12 protein-coding genes are annotated in these 14706 nt (G+C 57.2%); 9 read left to right on the forward strand and 3 right to left on the reverse strand.

Features of this window, described 5'->3' with window-relative positions:
• The first annotated feature begins 5 nt into the window (after positions 1-5).
• The 3 genes from ruvB to OS242_RS09415 all read left to right on the forward strand — a co-directional run bounded on the left by ruvB (position 6) and on the right by OS242_RS09415 (position 3171).
• Positions 6-1010 (forward strand): Holliday junction branch migration DNA helicase RuvB, encoded by a 1005-nt coding sequence (gene ruvB, locus OS242_RS09405; RefSeq protein WP_267151431.1) that lies wholly within the window; start codon positions 6-8, stop codon positions 1008-1010.
• A 105-nt stretch (positions 1011-1115) separates the two neighbouring features.
• The gene (gene sigI / locus OS242_RS09410) at positions 1116-1859 is read left to right on the forward strand and encodes an RNA polymerase sigma factor SigI (RefSeq protein WP_267151432.1); all 744 of its coding nucleotides are present in this window, start codon (positions 1116-1118) and stop codon (positions 1857-1859) included.
• Between the two features lie 58 nt (positions 1860-1917).
• Positions 1918-3171 carry an anti-sigma factor domain-containing protein gene (locus OS242_RS09415; protein ID WP_267151433.1) on the forward strand — a complete coding sequence of 418 codons (1254 nt, stop codon included), beginning with the start codon at positions 1918-1920 and terminating at the stop codon, positions 3169-3171.
• A gap of 121 nt (positions 3172-3292) precedes the next feature.
• Here OS242_RS09415 and OS242_RS09420 read toward each other — a convergent pair whose 3' ends face one another.
• A complete protein-coding gene (locus OS242_RS09420; RefSeq protein ID WP_267151434.1) occupies positions 3293-4378 on the reverse strand; it encodes an HD-GYP domain-containing protein in 1086 nt (361 codons plus the stop codon).
• A 212-nt stretch (positions 4379-4590) separates the two neighbouring features.
• Here OS242_RS09420 and OS242_RS09425 point away from each other — a divergent pair, with 212 nt between their 5' ends.
• Genes OS242_RS09425 through yajC form a run of 4 tightly spaced genes read left to right on the forward strand, consistent with a single transcriptional unit; the run spans position 4591 to position 9190 of the window.
• On the forward strand, positions 4591-6702 hold the full coding sequence (locus OS242_RS09425) for a SpoIID/LytB domain-containing protein (RefSeq protein WP_267151435.1): 2112 nt from the start codon (positions 4591-4593) through the stop codon (positions 6700-6702).
• 18 nt (positions 6703-6720) lie between these two features.
• A complete protein-coding gene (gene queA, locus OS242_RS09430) occupies positions 6721-7743 on the forward strand; it encodes a tRNA preQ1(34) S-adenosylmethionine ribosyltransferase-isomerase QueA (protein ID WP_267151436.1) in 1023 nt (340 codons plus the stop codon).
• 30 nt (positions 7744-7773) lie between these two features.
• Positions 7774-8895 (forward strand): tRNA guanosine(34) transglycosylase Tgt, encoded by a 1122-nt coding sequence (tgt, locus tag OS242_RS09435; RefSeq protein WP_267151437.1) that lies wholly within the window; start codon positions 7774-7776, stop codon positions 8893-8895.
• Between the two features lie 31 nt (positions 8896-8926).
• A complete protein-coding gene (gene yajC / locus OS242_RS09440) occupies positions 8927-9190 on the forward strand; it encodes a preprotein translocase subunit YajC (protein ID WP_267151438.1) in 264 nt (87 codons plus the stop codon).
• Between the two features lie 61 nt (positions 9191-9251).
• Here the strand turns inward: yajC and OS242_RS09445 are convergent, their stop codons facing one another.
• Positions 9252-9650, reverse strand: coding sequence for a TIGR04086 family membrane protein (locus tag OS242_RS09445; protein WP_267151439.1), 399 nt, complete (start codon positions 9648-9650; stop codon positions 9252-9254).
• A 280-nt stretch (positions 9651-9930) separates the two neighbouring features.
• On the opposite strand from OS242_RS09445, the gene OS242_RS09450 reads away from it, so the two are divergent.
• Positions 9931-12081 (forward strand): sensor domain-containing diguanylate cyclase, encoded by a 2151-nt coding sequence (locus tag OS242_RS09450; protein WP_267151440.1) that lies wholly within the window; start codon positions 9931-9933, stop codon positions 12079-12081.
• Positions 12082-12334: 253 nt separating this feature from the next.
• Entirely contained in the window at positions 12335-13015 is a 681-nt protein-coding gene (locus OS242_RS09455) for a DUF421 domain-containing protein (protein WP_267151441.1), read from the forward strand.
• 57 nt (positions 13016-13072) lie between these two features.
• Here the strand turns inward: OS242_RS09455 and spoVB are convergent, their stop codons facing one another.
• Positions 13073-14656 carry a stage V sporulation protein B gene (gene spoVB / locus OS242_RS09460; RefSeq protein WP_267151442.1) on the reverse strand — a complete coding sequence of 528 codons (1584 nt, stop codon included), beginning with the start codon at positions 14654-14656 and terminating at the stop codon, positions 13073-13075.
• Positions 14657-14706: the final 50 nt, after the last annotated feature.

Consider the following 14706-nt stretch of genomic DNA (forward strand, 5'->3'; position numbering starts at 1 on the left):
CAGCCTTGGAAGAGCGAATCATCTCATCTGAATATATGAACGAAGACCAAAACCAAGAGACGTTGCGCCCTCGCTTTCTGCACGAGATGATCGGGCAGCGCAAAGTGCGCGACAACATGAAAGTCTATATCGAAGCGGCCAAGATGCGCCGGGAAGCGCTGGACCATGTCTTGCTCTACGGCCCGCCGGGTCTGGGCAAGACGACGCTCTCGAACGTGATCGCCAATGAACTTGGGGTGAACATTCGCACCACATCCGGTCCGGCGATCGAACGTCCGGGCGATTTGGCCGCTCTGCTGACCAACCTGCAAGAAGGCGACGTGCTGTTTATCGACGAGATCCATCGGATCAACAAAAGCGTCGAGGAAGTGCTGTATCCGGCGATGGAAGACTATGCGCTGGATATCATCATCGGCAAAGGGCCGTCTGCCCGTTCGGTCCGACTCGATCTGCCGCCGTTCACGTTGATCGGCGCGACGACGCGGGCGGGGATGCTGTCGTTGCCGCTTCGCGACCGATTTGGGGTCGTCAGCCATCTGGAATACTATGACACGGATGATTTACAAAAGATCATCGTTCGCACGGCGGAGATTTTTGGTGTGCCGATCGTCCCGGCCGGGGCGATGGAACTGGCGACCCGATCCAGAGGTACGCCGCGCATTGCGAACCGGCTGCTCAAGCGGGTTCGAGACTTTGCGATGGTGCAGGGCGACGGCGTGATCACCAAGGAGTTGGCCGATCATGCGCTTCGGCTGATCCAGGTCGATGCGCTGGGACTCGATGAGGTCGACCACAAACTGCTGCTGACAATCATCGAAAAGTTTGGCGGCGGGCCGGTCGGTCTCGACACGATCTCCGCGACGATTGGGGAAGAACCGGACACGATTGAAGACGTGTACGAACCGTATTTGATGCAGATCGGCTTTTTGCAACGCACGCCGCGAGGTCGCGTCGTGACACCGCACGGCTACCGTCATTTCGGTTTGGAAACGGATAGAAGAGACGTATAGGGGTGCAGGGTCCGACGAAAAAACAATTTTGTCGGATTTCTGTTTTTCATACCCCAAAAAACGCATGATCATGTGCGAAACCCTATAACAAGCGAGGTGGAAAGGGTGGGGATTTTATCGTTCCGACGCAAGAAATCGGAGGAAACGACCGATCTCAATAGCCTGTTGAACCGAGCGCGAGGCGGGGATGAAACCGCACGTAATCAATTATTGAAAGACTACATCCCCTTTGTGGCCAAAAGCGCTTCCCAAGCGACGGGAAGATACATTCGCCGTGGGCAGGACGACGAATTTAGCATCGCATTGGCTGCGTTCAACGAAGCGATTGAGCGGTATGATCTGGACCGCGGCACGAGTTTTTTGGGCTTTGCCGACACGGTCATCAAGCGCCGGCTGATCGACTATTTTCGCTCGAAACAAGCCAAGCAGCGAGATCTGCCGTTCTCCGATTTTGAAGTCCAAGACGACGAAGAGAACGTGATCAACTATGTTGAGGTGCAAAAATCGATCGAGGCTCACCAAGTGACGGTGGAGTCCGATGCGAGACGAGAAGAGATCATGCGCTTCACGATGATGCTCAGCGAGTTTGAGATCTCGATGGAAGAACTGGTGGATATCTCGCCGAAGCACCAAGACGCACGCGAAAACGCGATTGAAGTGGCAAAGGTGATCGCCGCGCAAAAAGAACTGTGCGAGCATTTGGTCACCAAAAAATCGCTGCCGCTGAAAGCGTTGATGAAACACGTTTCAGTCAGCCGCAAAACGATCGAACGTCAGCGGAAATATATCATTGCCGTGTCGCTGATTTTGATCGGCGATTTCGAGATGCTGCAAGACTATATCGTGTAAAGAAACGCTGTACGCAAAAGCGATCACGCCAAGTTTCCAAGGAAAGGGGGGGCCGTTGATGCAGAAAAAGGGGGTTGTCATGCAGCTGTCTGACGGATATGCTGTCGTGATGACCAAAGAAATGGAATTCCGCAAGATCCCGTTGCTCGAAGGCATGGTTGTAGGTCTTGAGGTGGATGTGCCGGCGGAGACTGTTGTTCCGCTGACCTCGTCCAAAAGCAAGCGGGCCTGGTACCAAACCAAATGGATGAAGTCGGGTGTCGTTGCCGCTTCCATCCTGCTCGCCGTCGGGCTGTTCAGCAACACGCTGTTCACAGGTCCGAAAGCGTACGCGTACGTCTCGGTGGACATCAACCCGAGCATCGAGCTGTCGATTGACAACCACAAAAAGGTGGTCACGGCGACGCCGCTCAACGAAGACGCGGAGAAACTCCTGACCGAGTTGAAAGTGACCGGCATCCAAGTCGATGAGGCTGTCGGCAAAATGGCTGACTATGCGCGCGAGCACGGGTATCTGCATGACAAAAGTGAAGTGATCATCACTGCATCTCCGGCTGTCGACGAACAAAAACTCGTTGCAGAGGACTTGAATTTGGACCAGATCGAAGAAGAACTGGTCGCCAAAGTACAGACGTTGGCCACTACCTATGGGGCTGAGATCGACGTAGAAGGTGTGCGCGTCTCCGAAGAGGTGCGCAACGCGGCCAAAGACGCAGGCGTCTCACCGGGCAAGTATGCGGTCTATCTGTCCGCTCTGTCCCAAGGCGTCGACGTAGAAATCGACGAGTTGAAAAACGCGCCGATCTCCAAAGTCGTCGAAAAGCGCGGCCCGGAGCTGGCTGGTGCCATCGACGAGATCAAGAGCGGTGAACAACTCGACAAACTTTTGAACGCGCTGAAACAAGACGGCAAAGAAGGTCTGAAACAAGGCGTCAAAGCTTCGGGCGTCCTCCCGAACAACAAGACTCCGGAGCGTGAAGACCAAAAACTGCCGCCGGGCCAGCAAAAGAAGCAAGACAATGCGACCCAGTCGAACGATTCCAAGCAACCGTCCACCCAATCGAACGACACCCAATCATCCGGCCGCGAGTCGAACAACGGCAAGAGTTCGCCGTCCAAGCAGGACGACAAAGGCAAAGACGGCAAATCCGACCGTGCCTACGACAACAATAACGGCTGGATGTTCTGGAACAACTGGAAGCACAACAAGCAAGACAACGACAAGAACAACAAGCAAAACAACCGCAACGACAACAAAAACAGCCGTGACTCCGGTCACGGCAAAGAAAAAAAGGACAAGGACCGCGACTAACCCCACGGTCCCCCTGCAACGGGCCCCCACTTGGCGGGTCCTTTTTCTATTTCCTCCCGCCCTCCGCCACCCAACCCTCACCTCCCCACAAAAAAGACCCCGATCTCTCGAGGTCCCCTCATCACTCACTATAAGCCACAATCATCATCGTCAACTGCTTCGTCAAATCAATATCATACGGCATATCCAACTGCCGCCCCGAATCATCGGTCAGCAACCGAACCACCGGCCGCTGCGGATACTCCGGATTTAACGACACCACAACGGCCGTCTCGTTCGTATTCAAACGCACCGTCATCCCAATCGGATAGATCGCCACATTCTTCGCAAACAGCGTCACCAGATTGTGATCAAACAAAGTCCCGCCGGTCGCCATCACAAACTCCAACGCTTCATGCGGCAGATGCGCCTCCCGATGGAAACGCCGCGAAATCAACGCCTCGTACACATCACAGATGCCGACGATCTGCGCATACTCATGAATCTCTTTCCCGCGCAACCCTCTTGGATACCCGCTCCCATCCACCCGCTCATGATGCTGCAACGCCACATGCGCAGACAAAAGCGAGATCCCATCCTGTTCGCGCAGAATATCAAATCCCCACTCGGTGTGCTTTTTCACCGTCTGAAACTCAATCTCCGAATAAATCCCCGGCTTGTTCAACAACTCCGCCGGCACCTTCGTATTTCCGATATCATGCAGCAACGCGCCCATCCCAAGCTCGGTCAACTCTTTGGCCGCATACCCTTTTGCCAGCCCGATGGCTGTCGCAAGGATCGCCACATTGACTGACTTATGAAACAGATACCCATCCATCGTGTAAATGCTGGCCAGCGAGATCAACCCGCTTTTGTTTGCCTTCAGATCGCCGAGGATATTCTGAAACACCTGCGACAGATCCCGGCCGATCTGCGGGCGGGACGCACGTCGCAACCCTTTGTCATTCTCAGCCAGTTGAACCATCGAGTTGTACACGGCATTGACTGCACCGCGTCTTGTCTCATCCGATACGGCGTCGACGATCACCAGATCGTCGGTCCGCTCATCTTCAATATATAGGCTGGAGACACCAAGTTGTTTTAAGCGAGTGATCATGCGCTCCGACAGTCTGACGCCCGAACCGATCAACACAGTTCCTTTTTCATCCAAGATAGGGCGTGCGAGCACGGAGTTGACCAGACTGAGGGATACTGGAGCTAATCTCATGTAGTTTCGTCTCCCGAAAATTGCAGAATTGATACTTCTATTATAGTCCGACTTCGGAATCAGTGTCTATCGTCAGACACTATAAAATAGCTAATTTTCTTAAATGTCGACTTAACAAGAATCTTGGGTTTTTATGGGAAGGATTCCAGCGAAACGTGTCGAAAAGGGAGGGATCGAAAGAAGAAAATCAGTCATGCGTGAAGGAGACAACGATGAAGAGCAGCTCATGGAGTGTTCGGTGGAAAAGCACCGTCGGGATCGCAGCCGTCACCTTGCTCGCCGGGATCGTTCCCAGCCCTTGGACAGCTCTGCACAGCGCAGAAGCGGCCATCAGCGTCAGCGGCTCTACGCCGCTTCGCGTCGGATTGATGGTCAAGTCCGGTTCCTATAACAAAACGACCGACACGGTCACCCTGCAGGGGCGGGCCGGTTTAAGCGTCGGTTTCTATAGCAATGGCGCGTTTCGCTCCCTCTACGAAGCGAGCAGTGCCGTCCAGACTTCACTGGACAACTATTTCATCGCCGTCGGGGAGTACGCAACCTACAACGATGCGCTCGCCAAAGCGGACCAACTGGACAACATCGGCCTCTCCGCCGACATCTACGTCGAGACGCGGGCCGGCAAAAAAGTCTATCAGCTCGTCAACGGCTACTATGAACGCCAAACACAGGCAGACGCCGTCCTCGCCAAGATCCGCTCCTCCTTTGGCACGGCCACGCTCAAAGGCTATCACCGCCTGACGACCGGCAAACTGAGCGGCCAGCAGGCGGCGGAGGCGAAAGCGAACGACCTGCGCGCTGCCGGGTTTGACGCTTATCCGCTGGCTCGCCGCGACGGTTCCTACGAAGTCTGGGTCGGCAACGAAGCCACTGCCGCCGCCCGCGACGCGCTCAAAGCGAGCGTGCAGTCGAAAACCGGGATGACGCTCGGCAACGCCGACTACAATCCGGCCGACTATGTCATCGTCAAAACGGGCACCTTTAACGGCCAGCAGGTACCGCACGTGATCATCTGCTCGTCCAAAGAAGAAATCGCCTTCGTCCCGAAAGGCAGCCCGGCTGTCACCAAGGTCTACGAAAAGGCCGGTCTCGAATATCGGGGCGCGATGTTGATCCAAGGCTACAACGAAATGCCCAACCTGATCAACTACATCCCGCTCGATCAATACCTGTACGGCGTCCTGCCGCAGGAGATGTCGACCGGCTGGCCGCTGGAAGCGCTCAAAGCACAGGCGGTCGCTGCCCGCACCTATGCGGCGAGAGGCAACGGCTCCAACAAATGGGGCGTCGCCGACCGCACCGACGACGTCTGGGATCAGGCGTACAAAGGGTACTCCATCGAGGCGGCCGACACCACGCAGGCGGTCAACGAAACGAAAGGCCAAGTGTTGACCAAAAACGGCGCCATGATCGAGGCGGTCTTCTCCTCGAACAACGGCGGCTGGAACGGCGATGCCCGCGAGATGTGGGGCTCTTCGGTCGACTACCTGACCGCTGTGCAAACGCCGCTCGACGCCTACCCGTCCGAGCGAGAACCGCTCTACTACCGCGTCGCTCTGCCCAGCGGCAAAGTCGGCTGGATCCGCGCCGACAAAGTCAGCAAAAGCGGCAAAAACGCCGCGGGCTTTGAAACGGGCACCATCAACACTGACGGACAGCCGGTCCGCCCGGTGCCCGACCTCTATGCGCCGGTGGCTGTCTCCGCCGTGAAAGGCTGGCGCGTCGTCATCCTCGGCGAGGAGCGCGAGTACAACACGTACAACTGGCAGCGCGGCCCGTACTCGCCGTCCGACATCCAGCGGATGATCAACGGCAACCAAGCGGGCGGCTATCCGACAGTCGGCGGGCCGGTCTATGACCTGCGCGTTTCCAAATGGGGACAGGGCGGCCGCATGATGCAGATCACCGCCGACGGCAAAGCGATCACCGCGCCGTCCCCCGACTACTACCGTGCGCTCTTCGACGACATGTGGAGCACCCGCGTGACGATCGAGCAACAGGGCACGTACACCGTGCTCGGTGCAAACGGCACGAAAAGCGAGTACCCGAGCGCCAAGTTGAAAGGTCAGACGCTGCACGTCGCGTCCGCGAGCGGCGTGACCTCGGCGGTGAACGGGACCAACGAGGAGTTTGTCCTCGTCAACGGACAAGGAAAGAACCGCGTCGCCAAGAAAAACCAATCCTACGTCCTGCACGGTTTTGGCTGGGGCCACGGCCTTGGCATGTCCCAATGGGGCGCGCATGGAATGGCGAAAAATGGGTATACCTATGACCGGATACTGGCACACTACTACCAAGGGGTCACCTTGACGCCGAAACAGTAAGAGAGGACCTGACTTTATATGCGCGTGGATGAATTTGATTTTGAATTGCCCAAAGAACTGATCGCCCAATCGCCGCTCCAAGAGCGCACTTCGTCGCGATTGATGGCGTTGAACAAGCAGACGGGCGAGATCGCCCATCATAGATTCTCTGATCTGATCGAATTTTTGCGACCGGGGGACACGCTGATCTTGAACGACACGCGGGTCATCCCGGCCCGCCTGTTCGGAGTGAAGCCGGACACGGGCGCAAAGGTCGAGTTTTTGCTTTTGACCGAAAAGGAAAAGGACACCTGGGAGATCCTCGTCAAGCCGGGCAAGAAAGTCCGCCCGGGCATGACCGTCTCCTTCGGTGACGGGCTGTTGACGGCAGAAGTGCTGGACATGACCGAGGAAGGCGGACGTATCGTCCGCTTTTCCTATGACGGCATCTTCTTGGAGATCTTGGAAAAACTGGGCGAAATGCCGTTGCCGCCGTACATAACCGAACAACTGGACGATGCGGAGCGCTACCAGACCGTCTTCAACCGCCATGCCGGATCGGCTGCGGCTCCGACGGCCGGTCTGCATTTTACCCGCGAGTTTCTCGATCAGATCCGCGCCAAAGGCATCGACACAGGCTTTGTCACGCTGCACGTCGGCCTGGGTACATTCCGTCCGATGTCGGCGGAGACCACCGAGGAGCATAAAATGCACGCCGAGTGGTACGACATGCCGCAGGAGACGGCCGATCTGATCGCCCGCACCAAAGCGCGCGGCGGCCGTGTGGTTGCCGTCGGCACCACCGCGTGCCGGACGCTGGAGACGGTCGGCATGACCGGGGAGATCCGGGCGGCCAGCGGGTGGACCGACATCTTCATCCATCCGGGCTACCGGTTCACCGTCGTCGATGCGCTGGTGACCAATTTCCACCTGCCCAAATCGACGCTGGTGATGTTGGTCTCCGCCCTCGCCGGACGGGAGCAGATCCTGAACGCCTATGAAGAAGCAGTCAAGGAACGCTACCGCTTCTTCTCCTTTGGCGACGCGATGTTTATTTATTAGGGAAGCACTTGAGGAGGAAACAGAACACAGATGGCAGCCATTCGCTACGAACTGCTTCATACCGATAAAAAGACAGGTGCCCGCCGCGGTCGCCTGCACACTCCGCACGGCGTGATCGAAACGCCGATCTTCATGCCGGTCGGCACGCTCGCCACCGTCAAGACGATGAGCCCGGAAGAGCTGAAAGACCTCGGGGCGCAGATCATTTTGAGCAACACGTACCACCTCTGGCTCCGTCCCGGCCATGACATCGTCAAGGAAGCGGGCGGCCTGCACAAATTCATGAACTGGGACCGCCCGATCTTGACCGACTCCGGCGGCTTCCAAGTGTTTTCCTTGTCCGACCTGCGCAAGATCACCGAGGAAGGCGTGCAGTTCCGCAACCACCTCAGCGGGGAAAAGCTGTTCCTCTCCCCGGAAAAGGCCATCGAGATCGAGAACGACCTCGGCGCGGACATCATCATGGCGTTCGACGAGTGCCCGCCGTACCCGGCCGACCGCCAGTATCTGAAAGACTCGCTGGAGCGCACCACGCGCTGGGCCAAGCGTTGCATCGCGGCCCATCAGCGTCCGCATGACCAAGCACTGTTCGGCATCATCCAAGGCGGCATGGACAAAGAGCTGCGCAAACAGAGCGCGGAAGAGCTGCTGGAGCTCGATTTCCCCGGCTATGCGATCGGCGGTCTGTCTGTCGGCGAACCGAAGCCGATCATGAACGAGGTGCTGGAGTTCACCACGCCGCTGATGCCGGTCGACAAGCCGCGCTACCTGATGGGCGTCGGCTCGCCGGACGATCTGTTCGAAGGCGTCGAGCGCGGCGTCGACATGTTCGACTGCGTGCTGCCGACCCGCATTGCCCGCAACGGCACCTGCCTGACCTCGGTCGGCAAAGTGGTCGTGCGCAACGCGTCTTATGCACGGGACTACGAACCGCTCGATCCGAACTGCGACTGCTACACCTGTAAAAATTATTCCCGCGCCTACATTCGCCACTTGATCAAATGCGACGAAGTGTTCGGCATCCGCTTGACGACCATCCATAATCTGTATTTTTTAGTCAAAACCATGTCTGAAATCCGAAAAGCGATTGAAGAAGACCGCTTTTTGGAGTATAAGCATGCATTTTATGAGTCTTACGGCTATAATGTGTAAGTAGATAGTTTTCAAGGGGGTTATTTGTAGAATGAACGCAATGCTGACTCAAATCCTGCCGTTCCTGCTGATCTTCGTCGTGTTTTACTTCCTGCTGATCCGTCCGCAGCAAAAGCGCCAAAAAGAGCGCGCTGCGATGCTGAACGCGGTACAAAAAGGCGACAAAGTCGTCACCATCGGCGGTCTGCACGGCACGGTCGACGCTCTGGATGACACCACCATCACCCTGCGCGTCAACGAAGGCACCAAGCTCACCTTCGAACGTTCGGCGATCAACACCGTCAAGAAAGACTAGTTGACCGTTACATAGCCGATCCAAAGAAACAGCGGCCCTCCTGTGGAGAGACCGCTGTTTTTTACTTCTTCAAATTGACTCCGATCATGCCGCCGAACGCGCCGATCAGTCCCATCAGCACCGTCTGGAACAGATTGTTTGCGTTGAAGACGGGACCTGCCACCATCAAAAGTCCCAGTGCGGTGATCAGGATCGCGTACGCGAGGCCGGTGATCCCGCCGTAGTACCACCCTTTGTTGCCCGCTTGCCGGGCGGCCATCATCGAGCCGACGACGACCGCCACCATGTTCAGCACATAAGTGATCGTCGACAGTTTGGCTTCCGCGACAGACGTCCAGCCCATGACGAGCGTCGTGATCAAGATCGAGACAAGTGCGGTAACAAAAGACGCGACCAGCCCGTAGATGATGGGAGCGCCGTTCAAGGATGGGGCGTATTCACTGAACGATTTGTTTTTCAAGGCATCCACCTCCAAATATAACTGGATTTTTCTTCGCTTCATGTATATTCGCTTGTACCTCTGGACATGATGGAAAGTGCCGAACTCTGACAGGATATGCAGTTGATACGCACCCGGACATGCAGCATTCGGTCACCTCTTCGCCTCAAGGCGGGGAGGTTTTTTTTATTTATTTTTTCTTTCAGTGTGTTTTGAAAATTCATCCTACCTAAAGAGCAGGAAAAAAGTCCTGTTTAGTAGAATTAACAGAGACTGATCGAATTCGGGGAGATGAGCAACTGTGAAATGGACGAGTACCAAAGCGTACCAATACACGATCATACTGCTGGCGCTGTTTTGCTTGGCAAACGGGTTTTGGCAACGCGATACGTTGTTTGCCGCTCAGATCATCCCGCTTCTTTTGCTCGGTATCCTCGTCGAAACGATTCACATCCCCCTGCATCGCGCCTATGGCACGCTGACGTACGGTGTCGTGCTCGGCACTTTGATCTTGTACGGGGCGCACACAGCCGCTCTGCTCGTCTTTACGGCCGGTGTCGTCGCCGACCGGGTCAAGCGGGTCAAGCGGGACTTTATCGTGACGTTGTTTAACTCCTCGCAGTTTACCTTGTGCGTGTATGCGGCGGCTGAGGTGTATCACTGGCTGGGTGGTTCGAGCGATCCAAATGAGGTGCTGACGCCGGGCAACCTGTTGGTGATGATCCCCGTGACCATCACGTACCTGGCGATGAATCATATTCAGGTCTTTACTTTGTTCATCATTCGGGGCGACAGACTGGAGCGCTCCGATGTGATGAAACTGATCACCAACGACGCGCTGAACTATCTGGTCACGGCGCCGTTTGCTCTCTTTATGCTGTTGTTTGCCGCCGACATGTCGGTGCTGTTTGTGATCTTTGCTCCGCTGCTGCTACTCGGGCAGGTGCTCAAATTGTACCGACGGATCACGCTGATCAATCAGGTGCATGAGACGGTGCACACCTTGCAGAGCGTGTTCGACCTGCCGACGGTGTATCAGACGATCACCGCGTCTGCCGAGCGGCTGACCGGCTGCAGCGCCGCGGTGCTGTGGGTGTTGCGCGAAGATCGCCTCTTCCCGGTGACGCTCAGTGACGACTCCTTGACCGACCGGGTGCCGTGGGACGGCCTGTTGCTCGACGAATCGGGCATCGTCGCCAACGCGATACACACCCAGGCGGTGCAGACGATCCATGACGTGTCCAAGGACAAGCGGGGAAGGTCGATCAAGGTCAACGACCGCTTCCACTCGGTGATGGTCGTGCCGCTGCGAGCGCGCGACCGGGTGCTTGGCATCATCACTTGCTACGGTCTGCGCCCGTTCGCCTTTTCCCCCGATCAGCGCGAGATGGTGACGATGATGGCAGGTCAAGTGGGCGTGATCATCGAGAACGCCAATCTCTACAGCGAACTGCAAGAAGCCACGTTGCGCGATCCGGGGACGGGACTTTATAACTACAGATTTTTCTATGAAGAACTTTCGCGCCGCTTTGCTCATGTGAAAGCGGCGGGGAAGCCGCTGTCGATCGTCGTGCTCGATATCGATCATTTCAAAAAATACAACGACACGTACGGCCATGTGGTCGGCGATGAAGTGTTGCGCCAGACCGGCCAAGTCATTTTGCGCACCGTCGGCGACCGCGGCGTGGTGGCCCGCTACGGCGGCGAGGAGTTTGCCATCCTGCTCGACCTGCCGCTGGAGCAGGCCAAACAGACGGTGGAGCACATCCGCCGCGCCGTCGCGCACAACCGCTTTGAGTATCAAGGCTATGTGGTGCAGGGCGTGACGATCTCCGCAGGTTTGGCGAGCTACCCGGAGCACGACCAAAATGAGAAAGAGCTGCTGGAAAAGGCGGACCAGGCGATGTACTGGGGAGCCAAGCAGCGCGGGCGTAACAAGATCGCCGTGTACACCCCCGACTTTGATGCGCATCTGTTCGTCGACCAACTGACCGGGCTGTACACGCACCACTACCTGCGGATCAAACTGCTGGAAGAGTACTCGGCCCGCATGGGGGAGGAGAGCCCGTATGCGCTGCTGTTCTTCAACGTCGTCGGATTTGAGAGCATCAACCGCAACTTCGACTTTGAAGCGGGCAACCACGTGCTGCGCGAGATCTCGATGATCCTCAAACAGCACGTCCGCCACGCCGAGATCGCCACCCGCTACGGCGGTGACCAGTTCTTGCTGTTCATCCCCGGCATCGAGCGGATCGAGGCGGAGCGGATCAGCGAGCGGCTGGTCAAAGCGATCTCCCAGCACCCGTTCCGCGTCCGTGACAACGTGATCGTGCGCGTGCGGGTCAGGGCCGACATCGTCGTCCATCCGGTCGATGTGGCCGATACGCAAGGTCTGCTCGCTCAGATCCCGGATACGTTTTTGCAACTGTCCGGGAAATACGTGCAGGTGTAAGGAGAAAAACGCGTCGTTCCGCCACACGGGGAACGACGCGTTTTATTGTCTGGCGAGTATGCGTGAGTGGTTAGAAAAACGCGTTGTTCCACTGCACGGGGAACCACACGTTTTTTTATTTGTCAGGCAAGTATGCGCGGAGTGGTTGGAAGAGCGCGTTGTATCGCCACACAGCAACCATGTGTTTTTTTATTTCCTTTCGAGTTGATACTACCCCTAGACATAGCGACAGGCGGAAAGGAGGAGCTGCGCGGTGGACGGAGTGGGAATGTTGATGTTTCGGGTGGTGGCGATGTACTTTGTGATCTTGCTGTCGATGCGGCTGATGGGGAAGCGGGAGATCGGCCAACTGTCGATCTTTGATCTCGTCGTCTCGATCATGATCGCCGAATTGGCAGCCATGTCGCTGGAAGACCCGGAAGTCCCGATGATGCGGGGCATTGCGATCATCGCGTTGCTGGTCATTTTGCAGATCGTGATGTCGTATCTGACGCTCAAATCGGTGACGTTGCGCTATCTGATCGAAGGACGGCCGACACTGTTGATCGCCAACGGCGAGATCCGAGATTCGGAGATGCGCCGCACGCGTTATTCGATGAGCGATCTGATGACGCAACTGCGGGAAAAAAACATCGCGACGGTCAACGATGTGGAATTTGCCGTGTTGGAGACGACCGGCAAACTCAGCGTGTTTCCGAAGGCGGACCGGCAGCCGCTCACGCCCAAAGACATCGGTCTTGTCGTGGGAAGGACCGGACTGCCGCTGGCGTTGATCGTCGACGGTGCGGTGATGGATGAAAATCTGGAGAAGATCGGCAAGACCCGCTACTGGCTGCGGCAGGAGTTAAAAAAGCACGGCCAGTACGATTTCACCAAGATCTTCTATTGTTCCATCGACAACGAGGGCAATCTGTTTTTCGACTTGAAGGACTGAACGCAAAAACCGCCGCCCGGGAGAGTCCGGGGGCGGTTGTTTGCGTCTCGTGCCTCATCAGCGCAGGAACGGCACGACACGCAGCAGGCCGGCCAGCGGTTTGCCGACGCGGGGGATGCGGGAGATCGTGTGCAGCGTGAGGACGCGGAAGTAGTTCAGGAACAAGAAGTAGATCAGGAGTCCAAACAGCGTGCCGAGCGTGACCAGCCACACGTCGGACGTGCCGGGCGACAGGTTGCGAAACTCGACGAGGAACGTGCTGAGCAGGGCGGTGCCGATCAGGATCTTCATCGTTTCGATCAGGTTCACATAGAAGCCCAAGTGGCGGGTGACGGAGAGAAAATGCATCCCGGTCGTCACCGCCGCCGTCACCACCACCGCCCATGCCACACCGTCGATGCCAAAGTGCGGATTGGGCACGAGATACCAGATGACGCCGAGTTTGAGCACGCTGCCGATGATCGAGTTGCGCATCGCTTCCCCGGCCCGGTTGATGCCTTGCAAGATCCCGGTCAGCGGCGCCTGCAGGTAGATGAGAAATCCGGCCGGTGCCATGATCGCCAGTATCGGCCCGACCGCCGGATCGCCAAAGACGGCGCTCGACAGCTCGGTGGCGTACAGCGTGAGGATCGCCGACGTCGGAAAGCCGATCAGGGCGGTGAGGCGGAACGCTTGGTAGAGCCGCCGCTGCACAAGCAGATGCTCCTTGGCGGCGACCGCCTCCGAGACGGACGGTACCAGCGTGGTGGACAGCGCGTAGGTGAACACCGTCGGCAGGATCAACAGCGCGATCGCCATGCCTTGGTATTGGCCGTACAGCGTCGTCGCCATCCCGGCCGTCAGCCCCAGCGACACGAGGCAGCGGGTGACGAGGATCGGCTCCAGCGCGTACGTGATCGAGCCGACGATCCGCGACATCGTGACGGGGACGGCGATCTCCAGGACTTGCGAGAACAGTTGTCCGCTCGTCAATTCTTTTTTCGGCGTGGAAGCTACCAGATGGTTGATCCGGAAGCGCGTGTAGTACTTGTACACCATGTACAAGAGGCCGGCCAGTTCGCCCAGCACCATGCCGATCATCGCACCGGCCGAGGCGTATTCCAGACCGTACGGCAGCAGGTAGGTGGCAAAGGCGAGCACCGTGCCGATCCGTACCGTCTGCTCCACGATGGATGCCACAGCACCGGGGGCCATATTTTGCATGCCTTGAAAATAACCGCGCAGGATCGACGAGACGGCGATGATCGAGATGATCGGCGCCATCGCGATCAGCGTCCAATAGGCGCGAGGGTCGGTCAGCACATGCGTCGTCAGCCACGGGGCCAGCGCGAGCATCGCGGCTGTGCAGAGCACCGACAGGCCGAGTACCGTGCCCATCGACACGCGGACGATCCGTTTGACACGGCGGACGTCCTCTTCAACCAACGCTTCGGCGACGAGTTTGGCGACGGCGGTCGGCAGTCCGGCTGTCGTCACCGTCAACACAAACATCAAGATCGGAAAGACGGTGTAAAACAGCCCGATGCCCTCCGCGCCGATCAACCGGGAGAGGAAAATCTTATAGACAAATCCCAGCACGCGGGTGATCAAGCTGGCAGCGACAAGGATGACAGCTCCTTTGAGAAAGGATTGTTTGTTCATATCGGCTCCGCTCCTATCTCCGAACTCATGGACCTTCATGCTACTTGTAT

Source organism: Tumebacillus lacus (assembly GCF_026410385.1).
Lineage (GTDB): Bacteria > Bacillota > Bacilli > Tumebacillales > Tumebacillaceae > Tumebacillus > Tumebacillus lacus.

Excerpts from the sequence above, each read along its gene's own strand:
- OS242_RS09420 (WP_267151434.1), bottom strand. The coding sequence starts at position 4,378 with ATGAGATTAGCTCCAGTATCCCTCAGTCTGGTCAACTCCGTGCTCGCA.
- OS242_RS09425 (WP_267151435.1), top strand. The coding sequence starts at position 4,591 with ATGAAGAGCAGCTCATGGAGTGTTCGGTGGAAAAGCACCGTCGGGATC.
- OS242_RS09415 (WP_267151433.1), top strand. The coding sequence starts at position 1,918 with ATGCAGAAAAAGGGGGTTGTCATGCAGCTGTCTGACGGATATGCTGTC.
- queA (WP_267151436.1), top strand. The coding sequence starts at position 6,721 with ATGCGCGTGGATGAATTTGATTTTGAATTGCCCAAAGAACTGATCGCC.
- spoVB (WP_267151442.1), bottom strand. The coding sequence starts at position 14,656 with ATGAACAAACAATCCTTTCTCAAAGGAGCTGTCATCCTTGTCGCTGCC.
- yajC (WP_267151438.1), top strand. The coding sequence starts at position 8,927 with ATGAACGCAATGCTGACTCAAATCCTGCCGTTCCTGCTGATCTTCGTC.
- tgt (WP_267151437.1), top strand. The coding sequence starts at position 7,774 with ATGGCAGCCATTCGCTACGAACTGCTTCATACCGATAAAAAGACAGGT.